This is a genomic window from Mesorhizobium sp. Arg314, assembly GCF_053714275.1.
Genome location: NZ_JBSKBP010000004.1, coordinates 21520 through 40290, shown reverse-complemented (window position 1 = coordinate 40290; position 18771 = coordinate 21520). Strand labels below are relative to the sequence as shown.

The window sequence follows — 18771 nt, the reverse complement described above, 5'->3', positions numbered from 1 at the left end:
CGCTACTCGGCCGCGTCGCGGATGCCCGCCGGCGTATCCGGGATACCGGAAGGCTTGTCCGGGAAGGTGCAGATGACCGTGGTGCCCTTGTCCTGGCCGGTCTCGATGCGCACGGTTCCGCCGTGCAACTCGACGAAGCTCTTGACGATCGAGAGCCCCAGCCCTGCGCCGCGCCGCCGCCCGCCATTGGCGCGCGGCTCGAAGCGGCGGAAGACCGATTCCAGCACGTCCGGCGGCATGCCGGGGCCGTCATCATGCACCGAGAACTCGACGCTGTCTGCCAACCGACGGCATGTCAGCGTGATCGTGCTCGCCTCCGGCGCATAGTTCGCCGCGTTGCTGAGCAGGTTGTAGAGGATCTGGCGGATGCGGATTTCGTCGCCATGGAAGCTCGCCGGCGCCTTCGCCGCATCGATGTCGAGCTTGATCCGGTGCTCGTCCAGCCGGTCTGAGACCAGTTCGGCGGCCGCGGCGATCGTCCGGTCGATATTCATTTCGGAGATATCGAGCTGCATGATGCCGGCATCGACGGTCGCCAGGTCGAGAATATCGTTGACTATGGTGAGCAGCACCGATGATGACGAGCCGACATACTCGACATATTCGCGCTGCTTCGGCGTCAACGGCCCGGTCGAGGGCAGCGACAGAAGCTCGGTGAAGCCGATGATGTTGGTCAGCGGCGAGCGCAGCTCATAGGACACGTGTTGCACGAATTCGTTCTTCAGCTGGTCGGATTTCTCGAGCGCCTCGTTCCTGTCCTTCAGCGCCCGTTCGACATTGACGGTGTCGGTGACGTCGACGAAGGTGATCATTACCTGTCCGTTGGGCAGGTGGATCACCGCGTAGCTTAGCACCGTGCCGTTGACGAGCTCGATCTGGCCGCGGCGGTCGCGGCGCTCGTCGTCGAAGCCAGTGACCGCGGCGACGAAGCCGCCCCACGGGCTGTTCGCGGCCCGCTGGTCGCACAGATCGCGGATCGCCGAGACATGGACTTTGGGCGCGACCGCTTCCGGCGTCAGCCCCCACAGCGCGACGAAGGCCGGATTGGACAGGCGCAGCCGCCCGTCCGGACCGAACACGACCACGCCTTCGGCGAGGTTGTCCAGCGTCTCGCCCTGCACCCGCACGGCGGTCTGGTAGCGGCTTTCGAGGTCCATCTTCTCGGTCAGGTTCTCGAACACCCAGGTGACGCCGCCCTTCGGCTGCGGGTTCGCCACCACGCGGATCGTCTTGCCGTCCGGCAGGTGCCACCAGTGCTCCTGCGATTCGACGGCGCGATAGGCGCTGAGCAGGTTTTCCTTCCAGCGTCGCCATTCCGGCTGCTCGGCGATCTTGCCTTCGCTGCGCAGCCGGTCGAGCAGCAGCGTGTTGGAGGGAGCGCTGAGCAGGAAGCCGCTGTCGAGGCCCCAGAGCTTCTGGAACGCCTGGTTGAAGAATCGCAGTTTTTCCTCGGTGTCGAAGATCGCCACGGCGGTGTTCAACTGGTCGAGCGTGTCGGCGTGGCTGCGCACGGTCCGCTCATATTCGGCGCGGATCGTCTCGGCGGCGCTGGTGTCGCAAGCCAGCCCCGCCGAACCGTCGGCGCCGGCGAAGTCGGTCACCGCGAACATGCGGCGGTCGCCTTCGATGACGGTCGAAAGCGTCTGTTCGAAGACCGGACGCGACTTGTGCTGCTCGGCGATCTGCTCGCGCGCCTGGCCGCCGAGGAATTCCTTGGCGTCGCGCACGGCCGCGGCCGCGCTTTCCGCCTCCACCGCCTCGGCATAGGCGCGGTTGACCCATTGCAGGCGCCCGTCCGCGCCGCGCAGCCACGTCGGCATCTTCAGCGCGTCGAGCAGGCCGACCATGGTGTCGTAGTCGGCGCTGAGCCGCTGGTTTTCGATCTTAAGCCTGGCCTGGCTGCGCAGCGTCTCCGACAGCGAGACGAAGCGCACAAGCACATGCGCCGCGCTCTTGCGGCCATGCACTTCCAGCGGTGTGCCGGCCTGCGTCTCGATGACGAGATCGAAGGCCTTCGCCTGTTCGCGCAGCGCGGCAACCGCGTGCTCCAGCGCCGCCGCCGAGCGTGGCATCAGCCAGCGGCCGAAGGCCAGGAAAGCGGACCTGTCGTCCGGCGCGCCGCTTTCCAGCGGCAGGCTGCCGATGAGCTCGGGTTTCTTGTTGTCCGTGGTCCAGACGACCAGGCGCTGGTCGCGCAGATTGAGCAGCGCCTCGGAACGCTGCAGCGCCGCGTTGACGTCCGCGATGCGGGCCCTGAGCTGGACATTCTGCGAGGCGGTGCGCGCGCGCTCGCGGATCAGGAAGACGGCCGAGACCAGCGCCGCGCCCATGACGCCGACGAACATGGCGAGCTGCATGACCTCGACGGTGCTGACCGGCGTTGCGGCCCTCCCCGGAATGCCTGTTTCGGCGCGTGCGGCAAAAGCGAGCAACGGGCCGGCAAGCGCCGAGGTGGCAAGAAGCAAGGCCAGCCGCATGCCGGCACCAAAGCCGCCGCTCTTCAGGGCAGGGCCTGCCTCGTTCGAATCCCTATGGCCGCCGGAAACGGCCTTTCCCGCGCTTGGCGGGTAATCCCCCGGCATGTCTTGGTCCTCTTCGCCGCTTGAATGCAAGACCGCCCTGAATGCGTCCCCGGCCCATCATGTCCCCGGACCGCGAATCACAACAATAACGCCTGCCGGAATCGGCGTGAAGAATCATGACGCAAAAAATAAAGCCGGGCGGAAAGTCAACCGCCCGGCTTCAATATATGGTAGATAATTTCGCTTTGGTTAATAGCGGTAGTGTTCCGGCTTAAACGGTCCCTGCGGCGTCACGCCGATATAGGCGGCCTGTTCGCCGGACAGTTCGGTGAGGCGCGCGCCGAGCTTGTCGAGATGCAGCCGCGCCACCTTCTCGTCGAGGTGCTTGGGCAGCACATAGACCTGGTTCTCGTATTGGCCGTGCTTGGAGAAAAGCTCGATCTGCGCCAGCACCTGGTTGGTGAACGAGGCCGACATGACGAAGCTCGGATGTCCGGTGGCGTTGCCGAGGTTGAGCAGGCGTCCCTCGGACAGGAGGATCATCCGCTTGCCGTCCGGGAAGGTGATCAGGTCGACCTGCGGCTTGACGTTGGTCCATTTCAGGTTGCGCAGCGACGCCACCTGAATCTCGTTGTCGAAGTGGCCGATATTGCCGACGATCACCATGTCCTTCATCGACCGCATGTGGTCGAGCGTGACGACGTCCTTGTTGCCGGTGGTGGTGATGACGATGTCGGCGGTGGGGGCAGCGTCTTCCAGCGTGACCACCTCATAGCCGTCCATCGCCGCCTGCAGCGCGCAGATCGGGTCGACTTCGGTGACTTTCACGCGGGCGCCGGCGCCGCGCAGCGAAGCCGACGAGCCCTTGCCGACGTCGCCATAGCCGCATACCACCGCGACCTTGCCGGCCATCATCGTGTCGGTGCCGCGGCGGATGCCGTCGACCAGCGATTCCTTGCAGCCATACTTGTTGTCGAACTTCGACTTGGTGACGGAATCGTTGACGTTGATCGCCGGGAAGGGCAGCAGGCCCTTCTTCTGCAACTGGTAGAGCCGGTTGACGCCGGTGGTCGTCTCCTCGGTGACGCCGCGGATCGCTTCCCGCTGCTTGGTGAAGAAGCCGGGCGAAGCCTTCATGCGCTTCTTGATCTGGGCGAACAGGATCTCTTCCTCCTCGCTGCCGGGGTTGGACAGCACGTCCTCGCCGGCCTCGACGCGGGCGCCGAGCAGGATGTACATGGTGGCGTCGCCGCCATCGTCCAGGATCATGTTGGAGGTGCCGCCGTCGGTCCACTGGAAGATGCGGTCGGTGTAGTTCCAGTAATCCTCGAGCGTCTCGCCCTTGATCGCGAACACCGGAATACCGGCCTCGGCGATCGCCGCGGCGGCGTGATCCTGCGTCGAGAAGATGTTGCAGGAGGCCCAGCGGATGTCGGCGCCCAGCGCCTTCAGCGTTTCGATCAGCACCGCCGTCTGGATCGTCATATGCAGCGAGCCGGTGATGCGCGCGCCCTTGAGCGGCTTCTTGTCGCCGAATTCCTCGCGGCAGGCCATCAGGCCCGGCATTTCGGTTTCGGCGATCTCGATCTCCTTGCGGCCCCAGCCGGCAAGCGAGATATCGGCGACCACATAGTCCTTGCTACCTGTCATGGCAGTGCTCCGGTGTGATTTATCTCAAAAACGCGCCGGCGCCGGGACGGCGCAGGGAGGGCGCGAATTGCCGGCCTGACTAGCAGATCGGCCGTCACACGACAATGGGATATAAAGAAATCTTTATGCGCGCATGTCCTGGGAGCGTGCGATGCGAAACTGGATGATTAGATTTCCTCGCCGAAACGCGAGGCGACCAGCTGCTCCAGCGCGTCCATGGCCGGCACGGCTTCCGGGCCGCTGGCGATGACGCGGATCGAATAGCCCGGGCTCGCCGCCAGCATCATCAGGCCCATGATCGAGGTGCCGCCGACCTTCACGCCGTCCTTCTCGACATGGATGGTGGCGTTGAAGCCGCTGGCGACCTGGACGAACTTGGCCGAAGCGCGCGCATGCAGGCCGCGCTGGTTGATGATCGGGAATTCCCGCACGACCTCATCCGTCGCCGATGCCGATGCGTTCATTTGCTGCTCAGGAGCTGGCTGGCGACGTTGATGTACTTGCGGCCCGCGGCCTGCGCTTCGTCGAGCGCGGCGGTCATGTTGTCGCCCTTGCGGATCGACGAGAGCTTGATCAGCATCGGCAGGTTCATGCCGGCGATGACCTCGGTGCGGCCGGATTCCATCACCGAGATGGCGAGGTTGGAGGGCGTGCCGCCGAACATGTCGGTGAGCACGATGACGCCCGTACCGGTGTCGACGCGCGCCACCGCGTCGACGATGTCGGCCCGGCGCTGCTCCATGTCGTCGTCGGCGCCGATCGCCACGGTTTCGAAATTGTCTTGCGGCCCGACGACATGCTCTACGGCATGCCGGAACTCGGTGGCGAGTTGACCGTGCGTCACGAGCACGAGTCCGATCATTCTCTGGTGGCTCCCGTCATCGCCGCTTCACTGGCGTATCTTATGTTCGCCGGCCATTCCAGGCGGCGGGAGCGCTATCTTGTCGACGCGCGGCCCGTTGACAAGCCCAAAATTGCGGCGGCCCGGGCCATTTTGACGCATCGCAGCAAAAAAAACGGGCGTGATCACGAAAAAGGCTGGATCGACAGTCGCGCCGTCACCATGGGCGCGGCGGCGATAACGTTTTGCCGGGCGACGTCGATGCGGGACAGCCGGCATCCGTCGATCGTTTCAGCGGATTCGTCTTGCAGACGCGCCATTTCGGCCGGTTCGACAAGCCGAACCACAAGGTCGATCACAGCGGCCGGCTCGAAAGCAAGCGGCCGCGGTCCGATGCCGTGCACCTCGGCGAGGCCGGCGATGCTTGTCGGCGCGCGGCACACCAGCCGGCCGCCATGAGCGGCCGCGAACAACTGGTCGTCGGCGACGAGCCGGGAAAACACCCCGCGAGCAAGGCAATGTTCGAGGAGCGCCAGCGCCAGCGTCGTCTTGCCGGCACCCGACGGCCCGGTGATCAGCACGCCATGCTCGCCGATCAGTATGGCCGTCCCATGAATGTTGCGGGGTTTCGCGGCGGAGTCTGGCATGTTCGGTCCGGCGATCAGCCTTCCGCTGGCAGCGTCACCACGAAGCGCGCGCCCTTGATCTCGCCGGGCTTGGTGCCGGGGATATTCTCGGCCGTCAGTGTGCCGCCATGCGCCTCGACGATCTGGCGGCTGATCGACAGCCCGAGGCCGGAGTTCTGGCCGAACGCCTCCCCGGCCGGCCGGTCGGTGTAGAAGCGCTCGAAGATGCGATCGATCTTCTCCGCCCGGATACCCGGACCGTTGTCGTCGACGGTGATGATGTTGAATTTGCCGGCGCGCGCCAGCGAAATGGTGATGTGGCCATGCTCGTCGGGCACGAAGGAGCGCGCGTTCTCGATCAGGTTGGTGATGACCTGGCCGATCCGCAGGTCATGGCCGACAACGAAATAGCCTTTGGCGCCGGCCGGCAGCTTGGCGACCTTGAGCTCGATCTCGACGGCCTTCTTGTTGCGCGTGGCTTCGCGCGAGACCGCGATGAGATCGGTCGTGAACTTCTTCAGATCGACGATTGCCGCATCCTCGCGTGCGAGCTCGGCATCGAGCCGCGAGGCGTCTGAGATGTCGGTGATCAGCCGGTCGAGCCGCCTCACATCGTGCTGGATGATTTCCATCAGCCGGCCGCGCGAGTTCTCGTTCTTCGCCAGGGGCAGAGTCTCGACCGCGCTGCGCAACGAAGTCAGCGGGTTCTTCAATTCGTGCGACACGTCGGCGGCAAAGCTTTCGATCGCCTCGATGCGTGCATAAAGCGCGTTGGTCATGTCGCGCACGGCAATGGACAAGTTGCCGATCTCGTCCTGCCGGTCGGAAAAATCCGGGATTTCCTCGCGGCTCTTGACGCCGCGCCGCACCCTGACGGCGGCAGCGGAAAGCCGCCGCAGCGGATTGGCGATGGTTGACGCCAAAAGCATCGACAGGATCGCGGTGACCAGAGCCGCCACCCCGAACACGCGCAGGATCGCCTTGCGCTCGGCGGCTACGATCTTGTCGATGTCGCCGCCTTCGGTGGACAACATCAGCACGCCGAGCACGGCGCGGAAGCGCTGGATCGGCACCGCGACGGAGACGATCTGCTCGCCCTGTTCGCTCACCCGCACGATGGTCGATGGACCGCCGGTCAGCGCCTTGACCACTTCCGGGAAGGCCGCGCCATTGCCGCCGGGCTGCTCGTGATAGACGGGCAAATCCTTGTTGCGGAAGAAGTCGAAGATGAACTTCTCGACCCGCTCCACAATGCCGGGCTGCTCGTCGTCGACGGGCGGCAGGTCGTAGCGCAGGATCTGGCCGCGCGAGTAGAGATGCCGGGAATCGAGCAGGAGGTTCGCGTCGCGGTCGTAGATGCGGGCGCGGGTGCGCGTCGGCGAGATCAGCCGTCGCAGCACCGGCGCCACTCGCTCGGGGTTGATCGGGAAGTCGAGATTGTCGAGCTGGTCCGACCCCGGCCCCAGGCTCTCGCCGGCCTGCAGCTCAAGCAGTTTTTCCGGATCGATGCTGATCGAATCGGTTTCCACCGTTGCCGAGGCCGCGATGGCTCCGGCGATGATCTCGCCCTGCGTCATCAGGCTCTCGACGCGGGCGTCGATCAGGCCGTCGCGGAAGGTGTTGAGGTAGAGGATGCCGGTGACCAGCACGGCGAGGCCGGCCAGGTTGAGGAACAGGATGCGCCGCGTCAGGCTGGAGAAGATGTGATGGCCGAGAAACCGGCGCATCGGCACCGTGAATCTCGACACGAAGGCGGGCACGATCCGCGGCGGACGCCTTGCCGCGCCCGTCCGTCTGCCTCGCTCTACTTCCACTGCCATCGAATAGCAGGCCCTGCTTAATTAGTGAGTAGGCAGTAGGCAGTAGGGAATAGAGAAATGGTTGACTGACCGCGGCTATGCATGAGTGGCCGCTCGCAGCATTCAAAACTGACTACCGACTATTCCCTACTGCCTACTCACTACTGCCTATTCATGCCTCGCGAAACCGGTATCCGACTCCGTAAAGGGTTTCGATCATCTCGAAGTCGTCGTCGACGGCCTTGAACTTCTTGCGCAGCCGCTTGATGTGGCTGTCGATGGTGCGATCGTCGACATAGACCTGTTCATCATAGGCCGAATCCATCAGCGCATCACGGCTTTTTACCACACCGGGGCGCTGCGCCAGCGAATGCAGGATGAGGAACTCGGTCACCGTCAGCGTCACCGGCTCGCCCTTCCACGTGCAGGTATGGCGTTCCTGGTCCATCACCAGTTGGCCGCGTTCGAGCGAGCGGGCCTGCTGGCTCGGCGCCTTGGCCGCCGCCTCGCGGGCGCTGGTCCGGCGCAGCACCGCGCGCACGCGCTCGACCAGCAGCCGCTGCGAGAACGGTTTGCGGATAAAGTCGTCGGCGCCCATCTTGAGCCCGAACAACTCGTCGATCTCGTCGTCCTTCGAGGTCAGGAAGATGACCGGCAGGTCCGACTTCTGGCGCATGCGGCGCAACAACTCCATGCCGTCCATGCGCGGCATCTTGATGTCGAGGATGGCGAGGTTCGGCGGCCGCGCCGCCAGGCCTTCCAGCGCCGACGCGCCGTCCGTGTAGGTTTCGACCCGATAGCCCTCGGACTCGAGCGCGATCGACACCGAGGTCAGAATGTTGCGGTCGTCGTCGACAAGCGCGATTGTTGCCATTTCAAGTGGCTCCCTCATGAGCTGTCCCTTCTGTCGTCGAGAAGGGGCTTTTGCAGGACAAATTGGGTACAAAATGTGGCACGGGCCCAGTCCGAAGTCACGGGCGGCCTGCCGCTACACACCATCGCACCCGTACCGGATCGGACGAAGCAAGCCTGCCGATCCTTTGGGCAACCTCTGTGGTTTTTTGCACATATAAACGATTTAAACAACTTTCAAATTTTTTAAATCGATTAATGATTTGATATCATTCGGCTTTTCTGTTTCTGAACCTGGCAACCCCGGCGCGGGCTCCGGGAAATCACCCGTCACATACGGCCAAATCCAGAGAGGAAATTTGATGTCGGAAGCCGGCAAACGCAACCCCGACTGCGCTATTGACGCGATCGGCCTGAAAACCACGGGCGTGGTGCGCTACAATTTCGGCGCGGCCGAACTCTATGAGGAAGCGATCCGGCGCGGCGAGGCGAGATTGACCGCGCAGGGCGCGCTGGTCGCCGAGACCGGCCAGCACACCGGGCGTTCGCCGAAGGACAAGTTCGTCGTGCGCGACGAGGCGACCGGCCCGCATGTCTGGTGGGATAACAACAAGGAGATTTCGCCGGCGCAGTTCGAGGCGCTGCTTGCCGATTTCAAGGCCCATGCAACCGGCAAGGACCTTTACGTTCAGGATCTCGTCGGCGGCGCCGACGCCGATCTCAAGCTGCCGACCCGGGTCGTCACCGAATTCGCCTGGCATTCGCTGTTCATCCGCAATCTTTTGATCCGACCGCAAGCCGCGGAGCTCGAGCGTTTCGTGCCGCAGATGACGATCATCGACCTGCCCTCCTTCCGCGCCGATCCGGCGCGCCACGGCACCCGCACCGAAACGGTGATCGCGGTCGATCTCACCCGCAAGATCGTGCTGATCGGCGGCACCTCCTATGCCGGCGAGATGAAGAAGTCGGTGTTCACCATGCTGAACTATCTGCTGCCGGCAAAGGGCGTGATGCCGATGCACTGCTCGGCCAATGAAGGGCCGGACGGCGACGCGGCCGTCTTCTTCGGCCTGTCCGGCACCGGCAAGACGACCCTTTCCGCGGATCCGTCGCGCACGCTGATCGGCGACGACGAGCACGGCTGGGGTCCGCACGGGATATTCAATTTCGAGGGTGGCTGCTACGCCAAGACGATCAGGCTTTCGGCCGAAGCCGAGCCGGAAATCTTCGCCACCACGCAGCGCTTCGGCACGGTGTTGGAGAATGTCGTGCTCGATGCCGGCCGCGTGCCGGATTTCAACGACGGCAGCCTCACCGAAAACACGCGCTGCGCCTACCCGCTGGACTTCATCCCCAATGCCTCGAAGGGCGGCCGCGCGGGTCACCCGAAGAACATCATCATGCTGACGGCCGATGCTTTCGGCGTCATGCCGCCGATCGCAAGGCTGACACCGGCGCAGGCGATGTACCACTTCCTGTCCGGCTATACCGCCAAGGTCGCCGGCACCGAAAAGGGCGTCACCGAACCGGAGGCGACGTTCTCGACCTGCTTCGGTGCCCCGTTCATGCCGCGCCATCCGTCCGAATACGGCAATCTGCTGCGCGAGCTGATCGCCAGCCATGGTGTCGACTGCTGGCTGGTCAACACCGGCTGGACCGGGGGCGCCTATGGCACCGGCCGCCGCATGCCGATCAAGGTGACGCGCGCCCTGCTGGGTGCCGCGCTCGACGGTTCGCTGAAGTCGGCCGAGTTCCGCACCGACGCCAATTTCGGCTTCGAGGTGCCGGTCGCGGTTCCGGGCGTCGACGGCGCCATTCTCGACCCGCGCTCGACCTGGGCGGACAAGGCCGGTTACGACCGCCAGGCCACGAAGCTGGTCAACATGTTCGCCGTCAATTTCGAGAAATTCGAACGCCACGTCGACGCGACCATCCTCGGAGCCGCGCCGCGGCTGCAGGAAGCGGCTGAATAGTCACCACCTCACGTCTTTCCTCCAAGGCCCGGCTTGCGCCTTGGGGGAAAGAGCAAGGACATTGACTTGACGCCCTTGGCTATGGCCCGGGGCGTTTTGCCCTTCCGGTGGCAAATTGGATTTATTTCCGGCTCACTGAGCGTATTGCTCGGGTCGGTGATTCGCCTTCAGGGACATGCGGCGTCCTGGCTGTTGACGGACGCCGCAATCCTCACTCGCATTGCCGATGACTAGCTCCGGAAAAAGGCCAGCAGATCAGCGTTGATAGTGTCCGCATGCGTCGTCGGCATCCCGTGCGGCAGGCCGGGATAGGACTTCAGAGAGCCATGCTTGAGGAGCTTCCAGGACACCGCGCCGGTCGTCGGGAACGGGCAAATCTGATCGTCTTCGCCATGCATGACCAGAACCGGGCATTCAATGACGGCGAGATCGTCGTAGAACTCCGTCTCGGAGAGCACACGAACGCACTCCCAATGGGCAATGGCGGCGCCCATCATACCCTGCCGCCACCAGTTCTGGCGGATGCCTTCAGAGACCACCGCTCCGGGGCGGTTGAAGCCGTAAAATGGAATGGTGATGTCCTGGTAAAACTGGGAGCGGTGATAGGCGGTGCCGTCACGGATGCTGTCGACCACCGCCTTTGGCACGCCGTTGGGATTGCGGGCCGACTGCATGAAGGTGGGCGGAATGGCGCTGATCAAGACAGCTTTGGAGACCTTGCCCTTGCCGTATTTAGCGACATACCGGGCCACCTCGCCGCCGCCGGTCGAGTGACCGATGTGGATAGCGTCTTTCAGGCCGAGCGCCTGCACGACCGCTTCGGCATCCGCAGCATAGGTATCCATGTCGTGGCCTTCCGCCGTCTGAGTCGAGCGGCCATGGCCACGGCGATCATGGGCGATCACCCGGAAGCCCTGAGCCAGGAAGAACATCATCTGGGAGTCCCAGTCGTCCGCCGACAGGGGCCAGCCATGGTGGAAGAACAGGGCTTGGCCTTTGCCCCAGTCCTTGTAGAAAATTTCGGTTCCGTCCTTGGTGGTAACGAAAGGCATGTTGATCTCCTTGGGTTCAATCTGGTTGAGCAATCATCTGCCCGGGATGACGCTAGGCCGATGCCCGTTCCGGCGACACTTAATCGTCGCTAAAGCGTGCTAAATCGCGCTTTCACACGGGATTAGGACGCAATATCCGTGCTAAACTCTGTGAGTATTGAAGGAGCGCAGGCAGAAATGGACGGGCAGATATTTCGCTTCGGCCCTTTCGAGATGCACCGCGAGCAGCGCCGCCTCTATCGCGACGGCAAGCTGTTGCAGTTGGGCAGCCGCGCCTTCGACATTCTTCAAATTCTAGTCATGCGAGCCGGCGAGGTTGTCAGCCACGAAGAGCTGACCGCGACCGTATGGCCAAATACCTTCGTCGCCGAGAACAATCTGCGCGTGAATATGACGGCCTTGCGAAAGGCGCTCGGGCCCGAGGGCTCGCCAACCAATGGCGTGATCGCTAACGTCCCAGGTCGCGGCTACAGCTTCACAGCTCCGGTAGCGCATCAGACGGTTAAGCATGCGCCAGCCCGCCACGACGACAGCGAGGGATTGCGGACCCTGCCAAGGCCACTAGGCGCAGTATTCGGGCGCGACACTGCGCTGGCCACGCTTGCCGGACAGTTGCCCACCAGGCGGCTCGTTACGATCACCGGAGCCGGCGGCATCGGTAAGACCACATTGGTCTTGGCCGCTTCCCATCATCTGAGAAACGCATACCCAGATGGTGTCATTTTGGTCGATCTAGCCCCGATCAATGATCCACAGTTGGTCGCGAGCGCGGTTGCGACCGCCCTCGGTCAGGCATTCCGCAACGAGAGCGTGGTGTCCGAGCTTACCGCTGTCATTGCTGACCGCCGTATTCTGATAATTCTGGATAGCTGCGAGCACGTTGTCGATGCCGTGGCCCTTCTGTCCGAGCAACTCCTGCAATCAACTTCGCGGCTGGGAATCATAGCCACGAGCCGGGAGGTGTTGCGCGCAGAGGGCGAGTGGGTCTTGCCACTCTCCCCGCTTGAACTCCCGGAAGAAGATGCCAATGTTTCTGCCAAGTCGGCTCTCTTGTTCCCCGCGATCCAACTCTTTGTTGACCGGGCATCAGCTGCCGGCGGCAGCTTCGTTTTTGACGATGCCAACGCGCCCTACATCGCCAACATATGCCGGCAGCTCGATGGCATCGCACTAGCGCTCGAACTGGCGGCGAGCCGTGTGGAAACCCTTGGACCGAAGGCCCTTGCCGCCTCGCTCAACGACCGCTTTCACGTTCTGACCCGGGGCCGGCGCACAGCGGTGCCGCGTCATCAAACGCTGCGTGCTACGCTCGACTGGAGCTATCGGCTTTTAACCGCGTCGGAGCAGCATGTGCTATGCCGCCTCTCAACGCTGGTTGGCCGTTTCACTTCGAAGGCCGCGATGACGATTGCAGCCGATAGTGCGATTTCTGATTTTGAAATCGAAGAGGCCTTGGCCAATTTGGTTGCCAAGTCCTTGATTTCAGTCGACGCCAACTATGATCACACGATCTTCCGCCTCGCAGATACAACGCGGGCCTATGCCGCTGAAAAGCTGGCGGAATCCGGAGATATCCAAAGGGTACAAAGAGCGCATGCGCGCTTCTTCCTAGAAGCGTTCGGCGAGGCTGAACGGGACTTTGAAAGCCTTTCTGCTATCGACTGGCTCAGGCTGTATGGCTGGCAGATTGACGATTTGCGGGCGGCTCTCGATTGGGCGTTCGCACCCGGTGGAGACAATGCGTTGGGCGTCGAGCTTACCGCCATCGCAATCCCGCTCTGGCACCAATTGTCCTTGCTGGACGAATGCCTGGGTCGCGTCGCGCAGGCCTTGAGCGCTCACTCGACGGAAGGCCGCGACAAGCGCCGTATGCAGCTGCAAGCGGCACTGGGCTGGCCGCAGATGGTTGCGGTTTCAGATTTCCCGAGCGGCGCGGACGCTTGGAAGGAAACGCTGGCGTTGGCGGAAACCCTTGGCGATATCGACTATCAGCTTCGGTCGCTTTGGGCACTTTGGGTCGATCGCACCAACAGCGCCGAGCCCCGCGAAGCGATGGTTATCGCTGACCGCTTCCGGAAACTTACCGAGTCTTCAGGAGAACGGAGTGACGACGCTGTCGCCGACCGCATGCAGGGGGCTACCTTTCACCTGTTGGGCCAGCAGCCTCAGGCGCAGGCGTTGCTGGAGAAGATGCTGGCCAGTTATGGCGAGCAATCGCAGAGAAGGCACATCATTCGCTTTCAGTATGATCAGCGACTCTTGGCCGAGGTGGCGCTGTCCCGTGTCCTTTGGCTACAGGGAGAATCGGAAGCATCTCTTGGCCTTGTCGAGAAGCTCATAGACCGAGCCAAGGTACTCAATCACGGCCCCACCTATGCGAATATTCTGGCCGAGGCCGCTTGCCCGATAGCCCTCATGGCAAACGATATTCCGCTTGCAGAGAGGTTCATAGTATTGCTGCGTACCGAAACGCGGGCACGGTCGATGGATGTTTGGCGGACCTACGCCGACGCTTTCGATGGCGAATTGCTCATCCGGCGCGGTGAGCCAAGACTTGGCCTCGCCATGATGTATCCAGCATTGACCAAGCTCCGCGCCACAGGCTTTGTCCTTTACGACATGGCGTTCCGGGGGATCGTCGCGGTCGGGCTAATGGCCATTGGCGACAACGTAGGAGCCGCTACCGAGCTCGATCTTGCTCTAGCCCAGTGCGCCAAAACTGGCGAAGGCTGGTGCTTACCGGAACTTCAACGTATTCGGGCGGAGCTTCATGCTGCTGTCCAGGAGCAACAGGCCGGAAAGGACCTTCTTCGGTCGGCCTCGGCATTGGCGTCTGCGCAAGGATCCGGGTTTTGGCTGGCTAGCGTTGAAGCATCGCCAGCGTGGTAATTCCCGCCAATTCAATCAACCGCGGCGCAAAGGGACCTAAGTCTCCCGCGGGATCAAAGGACATTTACTCCGCATCTTTGGCTTTGGCTTCTGCTTTGCAGTTGTAATCGGCGAAGTTATCGGTATTGCTCGCATGGCTAGCTGGTGGCCTGGTTGTTGTTGTCGACGCAATGCCGACGGTGGAACTGGCATTGGCGACTGGATGCAATTGACTATCTCAACCGGCTTGCGGCCGCCGCGTCATGATTGCGCGCATGAATACCGACGACAAGATCATCATCAGCGGCGAAGCGGTCATCCGTCCGGGAGACCTGCATGAGGATTTCATCCGCTCGTCCGGTCCCGGCGGCCAGAACGTCAACAAGGTGGCCACCGCCGTCCAGCTGCGCTTCGACGCGGCGAACGCGTCCGGCCTGTCCGAGCGCGTGCGCGTGCGCGCCATCAAGCTTGCCGGCCAGCGCGCCACCAAGGACGGCGTCATCGTCATCGAGGCCGGCCGCTTCCGCACCCAGGAGCAGAACCGCGCCGACGCGCGGGCGCGGCTGACGGCGTTGATCGCCAAGGCGGCCGAGCCACCGCCGCCGCTGCGCAAGAAGACCAGGCCGTCCAAAGGCGCCGTGGAGCGCCGTCTCAAGAGCAAGGCAGGCCGATCGACGGTGAAGCGGCTGCGTGGCCGGGTCGACAACGATTGAGAACGGTGCCCCAAAAAGGTACGGCGGCTTTCGGTCGCCGTTTTCTTTTGCCGGTGGCATGCTTGGGCCAGTAAACAGCATCGGTAAGTCAACCGGATAGATCCATGCTCGTCTTGCCCAAAGGCGTCCGCCACATGCCAGGTTACCTCGCGCGCCCCGCCCAGGAAGCGCTGGTCGAGGAGATCCGGCGCGTCGTGCAGGCAGCACCCCTCTACGTGCCGGCCATGCCGCGCACCGGCAAGGAGATGAGCGTGCGCATGACCAATTGCGGCGCGCTTGGCTGGGTGACCGACAAGGAGCGTGGCTACCGCTACCAGCCGGCGCATCCGGTGACGGGCGAGCCCTGGCCGCCGATCCCCGAGGCGCTGTTGCAATTATGGCGCGAGGTCTCGGCCTATCCGCATCCGCCCGAGGCCTGCCTGGTCAACTTCTATTCGGCGGATGCCAAAATGGGCCTGCACCAGGACCGCGACGAGAAGGATTTCGCCGCGCCCGTGGTGTCGGTCTCGCTGGGCGACGACTGCTTGTTCCGGGTCGGCCAGAGCACACGCGAAGGTGGCACGAAATCGTTCAGGCTGAAGAGCGGCGACGTCGTCGTGCTTGGCTGCGAAGGGCGCCTGAGCTTCCACGGTGTCGACCGCATCTATCCCTCGACGTCGGCCCTCCTGAAGAATGGCGGCCGCATCAATCTGACGCTGCGGCGGGTGACGGTGCCGGCACAGGCAGATCAGCCTGCCGGTGGCGGGTCGGGTCTGACATAGTCGTTGCGTAGATAGACGCGCAGGCGTCCCCATTCGACGAGCACACGATAACCTGCCAGTATGCGGTCGAATCCGAAATGCCCGACCAGCTGGCGCGTCCAGGGGCCGTCGTCGATCTTGGTGATGATGAGATCCGGACGGAGGCGCTCGAACTCCTGTCGCTTGCCTTCGGCGTAGCGCGTCATGATCGCCTGGTAATGCGCCGCGCCGATGGTGTCACCGTCAAGAACGGTCTGCTGGTACCGGGCCGCTGCAACCTGTCCAACCCAGTCAAGGGCTTCGGCCGAAACGAATCGCCCGCCGATCATGCGGCTCAGCGGGTGCGCGGTGTCCAGATCCGGGGTGATGATGGCAACGGTCGGTTCAAAGGTCGCCGCGCGAATGGTGGCCACCACTGCGCTGTTTGGCCTCTGAGTGGGCCAATTCAGAACAAAGGCGACCATGATCGCCAGCGACAGCAATGACGGCGGCGGAACCGCCAGGTAGGAGAGCAGTCCCGCCGACTGACGTTTCATCCTGGGTAAAGCAAGCAGGCAGAGATTGGCCGCGACCGCCAGGGAAAGCGCGGGATAGGCGTGATAAGGCCAACCTTTGGCCTGGTAGAACAGCGGCAACAACGCAGCTGCCGACGCTGCCAGCGCTACCGCGGCCAATTCCGGAAACCGCCCGACCGGCCAGGCCCATAGCGCGAGATACGCCAGAAAGAACCATGCGCAGCCGTAATATGTCATGACGTGCGCGGAGGCGCCGCCTTTTGCGTAGAGGTCCACCAGCAGAGGATAGACATCGCGCAGAAATTCCGGATGGATCAGGATCACCGCGGCCAGATAGGCGATGCAAATGCCGCCGATGACCCAGTGCTCCGGCGCGAAGATCGGTTTCAGGCTGCGCCGATGCGCCGCGACGAGCAACGACGAGGCCAGCACCATGACAGCGTAGTAAGGCTTGATCAGCAGCAGCACGCTTCCGCAAAGTCCGGCGAGCGCCGCAATGCCGAGGCCCGGCTCGGCCTCCGCGTCCTTGCGCGCCCGCCAGGCGTGGAGCGCCAGCAACGGCAGGAACAGCGCAACGCCGAGGTGCTCGCGCTCGCTGAAGACATTGCCGGGGAAGATCACCAACACCGCGAAGAAGGCCGGACCCAGCGCGAACAAGGTGGCCTTCTCCGGAAACCCCGCCCGCTTCACGATTACGCCGGAAAACCAAATGCCGATCAGTGCGGCCAGGTAAGTCCAGGCCTGCACGAGGATTTCCGGTGCCATGCCGAGAATTCTGGCCGCGGCCACCGGCGGCAGATAGAGCCATACGCTGAACGGGGGATTGACCTCGTGCACTTGTGTATAAAGCCGCTCACCTGAAAGCATCCGCTCGCAGACGATGATCAGCCAACTCGTGTCGGGGATCGTTCCCCACCGCACCTGCCAAAGAATCGCGATGGCCAGGAGAATCGTAAAAGTAGCGAGAGACCCTGCATACAGCGCTCGTGCCGGCGAGACGGAGGCGCCTGCATGGTCCTGCCTTGCGTCCGTCATCCCGACCTGCTCGGACATGCTCATCGGCTGGCCGCCACGAAAACGAAGTTTCGAAGAGTGACGAAATTCAGCGCCGGCACCAGAATGGCGGACAACGCCACCGGGACCGCGGGCGAAAATCCGGCGAGATCGGTAAGGATCGCAGCCAGCGCGAACGAAAGCAGGAACCCTATGGCGGTGGCGACCGCGAAGCGGGGGACTTCAAACCCGACCGCCCCCTCCGACATGAACGTCACGAACCGATGCCCGCAATAGGAGAACACGGCGCCGGTGCCGTAGCCGGCTATCGAGGCGATTGTCACCGGTATGTCGAAGCCATGACATAGCGCCAGGGTGAGCGCCGCATAGATCGATGTCGACAAGCCGCCGACCACCGCGAACCGCAGGATGCGCGCGGGCTCCGAACGACCCAACCCCCAGGACATGAAGCGTCCAACGGCGGAGGGCGCATCTTCGGCCCCGTCAAAGGTCGTCTCGCGGCGGGCCGTTTGTTGCATGGTCAGCCGAACCGGCGTTCGCGCGACGCCGGCGGCTTTCCCCTCGTCGCCTCGTCGCCGCTCATTGCGGCGATTGCTTCCTCGAAACCGGTCAGCCGGTCGATGACATAGAGCGGTCGCCGTTTCACCTCGGCGTGGATGCCGCCGACATAGAGGCCGATCACGCCGGTCATGAAGAGATTGATGCCCGACAGGAAGGAGATGATCACCACCGTCGACGTCCAGCCCTGAACCACTCCGGTCTCGAACAGCCAGGAAAACACGGCGAAAACGCCGAGCAGGGCGGCGATGCCCGATACGGCCAGCCCCGCCCAGAGCGCGAGCCGCAGCGGCTTGTCTGAAAAGCTGACGATGCCGTGCACCGCCAGCCGCACCATCTTCCAGAACGGGTATTTGGTTTCGCCGGCTGCCCGTACCGGCCGTTCGAATGCGACCGCGGCCTGCTTGAAGCCCATCCAGCCGAACATCCCGCGCACGAAGCGGTCTCGTTCCGGCATGCGTTTGAAGGTTTCGAGCGCCTTGCGCCCGACGAGGCGGAAGTCGCCGACATCGCGCGGGATGGTGACGGAGGTCATTTGCTCCAGCACGCGGTAGAACAGGCTGGCTGTCAGCCGTTTGAGCAGAGACTCGCCTTCGCGCTTGACGCGCCGGGCATAGACGATCTCGTAGCCTTCCTTCCATTTGGCTATGAGGTCGAGCACCACTTCAGGCGGGTCCTGCAGGTCGGCGTCCATGACGATGACGGCATCGCCTGCCGCGGCATCCATGCCGGCGGTGATCGCGATCTGGTGACCGAAATTGCGCGACAGCTCGATCAGCTTGAAGCGTGGATCCCCCGCGGCCATGCCGCGCAGGAAGATGACGCTGGTGTCGCGGCTGCCGTCGTCGACGAAGATGGCTTCGGCGCTCGCGTCCAGCGTGTCGATCAAGGCTGTGATCCGGCGGACCAGCAGCGGCAGCACCGCCTCTTCGTTGAAGATCGGAATGACCAGTGAATAGACCGGGGCCCCGCAGCCTTCGGCATTGCTCGCATCAATCACCGGTTGCCTCCCGACACCCGCTGGAGTTGGACGGAAAAACTAACAGGC

Annotated in this window: 15 protein-coding genes; 4 read left to right on the top strand and 11 right to left on the bottom strand. The window is 63.3% G+C overall.

Annotation, left to right across the window (positions count from 1 at the left end):
• Positions 1-2 precede the first annotated feature (2 nt).
• The 7 genes from ACWGS9_RS05840 to ACWGS9_RS05810 form a co-directional block, all read right to left on the bottom strand.
• The gene (locus ACWGS9_RS05840; protein ID WP_454504335.1) at positions 3-2582 is read right to left on the bottom strand and encodes a sensor histidine kinase; all 2580 of its coding nucleotides are present in this window, start codon (positions 2580-2582) and stop codon (positions 3-5) included.
• Between the two features lie 189 nt (positions 2583-2771).
• The gene (gene ahcY, locus ACWGS9_RS05835) at positions 2772-4172 is read right to left on the bottom strand and encodes an adenosylhomocysteinase (RefSeq protein ID WP_454504334.1); all 1401 of its coding nucleotides are present in this window, start codon (positions 4170-4172) and stop codon (positions 2772-2774) included.
• A 167-nt stretch (positions 4173-4339) separates the two neighbouring features.
• Positions 4340-4636: an HPr family phosphocarrier protein gene (locus tag ACWGS9_RS05830; RefSeq protein WP_320214859.1), complete on the bottom strand. Its 297-nt coding sequence runs from the start codon at positions 4634-4636 to the stop codon at positions 4340-4342.
• Positions 4633-5034 carry a PTS sugar transporter subunit IIA gene (locus ACWGS9_RS05825; protein WP_320214860.1) on the bottom strand — a complete coding sequence of 134 codons (402 nt, stop codon included), beginning with the start codon at positions 5032-5034 and terminating at the stop codon, positions 4633-4635. Before ACWGS9_RS05825 ends, ACWGS9_RS05830 begins: the two co-directional genes overlap by 4 nt.
• A 164-nt stretch (positions 5035-5198) precedes the next feature.
• The gene (locus ACWGS9_RS05820; RefSeq protein ID WP_454504333.1) at positions 5199-5660 is read right to left on the bottom strand and encodes an HPr kinase/phosphorylase; all 462 of its coding nucleotides are present in this window, start codon (positions 5658-5660) and stop codon (positions 5199-5201) included.
• A gap of 14 nt (positions 5661-5674) precedes the next feature.
• On the bottom strand, positions 5675-7459 hold the full coding sequence (locus ACWGS9_RS05815; protein WP_454504332.1) for a stimulus-sensing domain-containing protein: 1785 nt from the start codon (positions 7457-7459) through the stop codon (positions 5675-5677).
• Positions 7460-7610: 151 nt separating this feature from the next.
• Positions 7611-8312 (bottom strand): response regulator transcription factor, encoded by a 702-nt coding sequence (locus tag ACWGS9_RS05810; protein WP_006201274.1) that lies wholly within the window; start codon positions 8310-8312, stop codon positions 7611-7613.
• A 340-nt stretch (positions 8313-8652) separates the two neighbouring features.
• Here ACWGS9_RS05810 and ACWGS9_RS05805 point away from each other — a divergent pair, with 340 nt between their 5' ends.
• Positions 8653-10263 carry a phosphoenolpyruvate carboxykinase gene (locus tag ACWGS9_RS05805; RefSeq protein WP_454504331.1) on the top strand — a complete coding sequence of 537 codons (1611 nt, stop codon included), beginning with the start codon at positions 8653-8655 and terminating at the stop codon, positions 10261-10263.
• A gap of 230 nt (positions 10264-10493) precedes the next feature.
• Here the strand turns inward: ACWGS9_RS05805 and ACWGS9_RS05800 are convergent, their stop codons facing one another.
• On the bottom strand, positions 10494-11315 hold the full coding sequence (locus ACWGS9_RS05800; protein ID WP_454504330.1) for an alpha/beta fold hydrolase: 822 nt from the start codon (positions 11313-11315) through the stop codon (positions 10494-10496).
• A 177-nt stretch (positions 11316-11492) separates the two neighbouring features.
• Here ACWGS9_RS05800 and ACWGS9_RS05795 point away from each other — a divergent pair, with 177 nt between their 5' ends.
• The 3 genes from ACWGS9_RS05795 (at position 11493) to ACWGS9_RS05785 (ending at position 15657) form a co-directional block, all read left to right on the top strand.
• On the top strand, positions 11493-14204 hold the full coding sequence (locus ACWGS9_RS05795; protein ID WP_454504329.1) for an ATP-binding protein: 2712 nt from the start codon (positions 11493-11495) through the stop codon (positions 14202-14204).
• 254 nt (positions 14205-14458) lie between these two features.
• Entirely contained in the window at positions 14459-14896 is a 438-nt protein-coding gene (gene arfB / locus ACWGS9_RS05790; protein WP_454504328.1) for an alternative ribosome rescue aminoacyl-tRNA hydrolase ArfB, read from the top strand.
• 104 nt (positions 14897-15000) lie between these two features.
• On the top strand, positions 15001-15657 hold the full coding sequence (locus tag ACWGS9_RS05785; protein WP_454504327.1) for an alpha-ketoglutarate-dependent dioxygenase AlkB: 657 nt from the start codon (positions 15001-15003) through the stop codon (positions 15655-15657).
• Here ACWGS9_RS05785 and ACWGS9_RS05780 read toward each other — a convergent pair.
• From ACWGS9_RS05780 to ACWGS9_RS05770, 3 genes are read right to left on the bottom strand one after another with little or no spacing between them, the layout of a single operon-like run.
• Positions 15624-17210 carry a hypothetical protein gene (locus ACWGS9_RS05780; protein ID WP_454504326.1) on the bottom strand — a complete coding sequence of 529 codons (1587 nt, stop codon included), beginning with the start codon at positions 17208-17210 and terminating at the stop codon, positions 15624-15626. The two genes, ACWGS9_RS05785 and ACWGS9_RS05780, sit on opposite strands and share 34 nt — an antisense overlap.
• Positions 17207-17683: a GtrA family protein gene (locus ACWGS9_RS05775; protein ID WP_454504325.1), complete on the bottom strand. Its 477-nt coding sequence runs from the start codon at positions 17681-17683 to the stop codon at positions 17207-17209. Before ACWGS9_RS05775 ends, ACWGS9_RS05780 begins: the two co-directional genes overlap by 4 nt.
• Before the next feature lie 2 nt (positions 17684-17685).
• Positions 17686-18723, bottom strand: a complete 1038-nt coding sequence (locus ACWGS9_RS05770; protein ID WP_454504324.1) for a glycosyltransferase family 2 protein — start codon at positions 18721-18723, stop codon at positions 17686-17688.
• Positions 18724-18771: the final 48 nt, after the last annotated feature.

What these genes read in the sequence shown, in the direction of transcription:
- ACWGS9_RS05840 (WP_454504335.1), bottom strand. Translation starts at nt 2,582, where the DNA reads ATGCCGGGGGATTACCCGCCAAGCGCGGGAAAGGCCGTTTCCGGCGGC.
- ahcY (WP_454504334.1), bottom strand. Translation starts at nt 4,172, where the DNA reads ATGACAGGTAGCAAGGACTATGTGGTCGCCGATATCTCGCTTGCCGGC.
- ACWGS9_RS05830 (WP_320214859.1), bottom strand. Translation starts at nt 4,636, where the DNA reads ATGAACGCATCGGCATCGGCGACGGATGAGGTCGTGCGGGAATTCCCG.
- ACWGS9_RS05825 (WP_320214860.1), bottom strand. Translation starts at nt 5,034, where the DNA reads ATGATCGGACTCGTGCTCGTGACGCACGGTCAACTCGCCACCGAGTTC.
- ACWGS9_RS05820 (WP_454504333.1), bottom strand. Translation starts at nt 5,660, where the DNA reads ATGCCAGACTCCGCCGCGAAACCCCGCAACATTCATGGGACGGCCATA.
- ACWGS9_RS05815 (WP_454504332.1), bottom strand. Translation starts at nt 7,459, where the DNA reads ATGGCAGTGGAAGTAGAGCGAGGCAGACGGACGGGCGCGGCAAGGCGT.
- ACWGS9_RS05810 (WP_006201274.1), bottom strand. Translation starts at nt 8,312, where the DNA reads ATGGCAACAATCGCGCTTGTCGACGACGACCGCAACATTCTGACCTCG.
- ACWGS9_RS05805 (WP_454504331.1), top strand. Translation starts at nt 8,653, where the DNA reads ATGTCGGAAGCCGGCAAACGCAACCCCGACTGCGCTATTGACGCGATC.
- ACWGS9_RS05800 (WP_454504330.1), bottom strand. Translation starts at nt 11,315, where the DNA reads ATGCCTTTCGTTACCACCAAGGACGGAACCGAAATTTTCTACAAGGAC.
- ACWGS9_RS05795 (WP_454504329.1), top strand. Translation starts at nt 11,493, where the DNA reads ATGGACGGGCAGATATTTCGCTTCGGCCCTTTCGAGATGCACCGCGAG.
- arfB (WP_454504328.1), top strand. Translation starts at nt 14,459, where the DNA reads ATGAATACCGACGACAAGATCATCATCAGCGGCGAAGCGGTCATCCGT.
- ACWGS9_RS05785 (WP_454504327.1), top strand. Translation starts at nt 15,001, where the DNA reads ATGCTCGTCTTGCCCAAAGGCGTCCGCCACATGCCAGGTTACCTCGCG.
- ACWGS9_RS05780 (WP_454504326.1), bottom strand. Translation starts at nt 17,210, where the DNA reads ATGAGCATGTCCGAGCAGGTCGGGATGACGGACGCAAGGCAGGACCAT.
- ACWGS9_RS05775 (WP_454504325.1), bottom strand. Translation starts at nt 17,683, where the DNA reads ATGCAACAAACGGCCCGCCGCGAGACGACCTTTGACGGGGCCGAAGAT.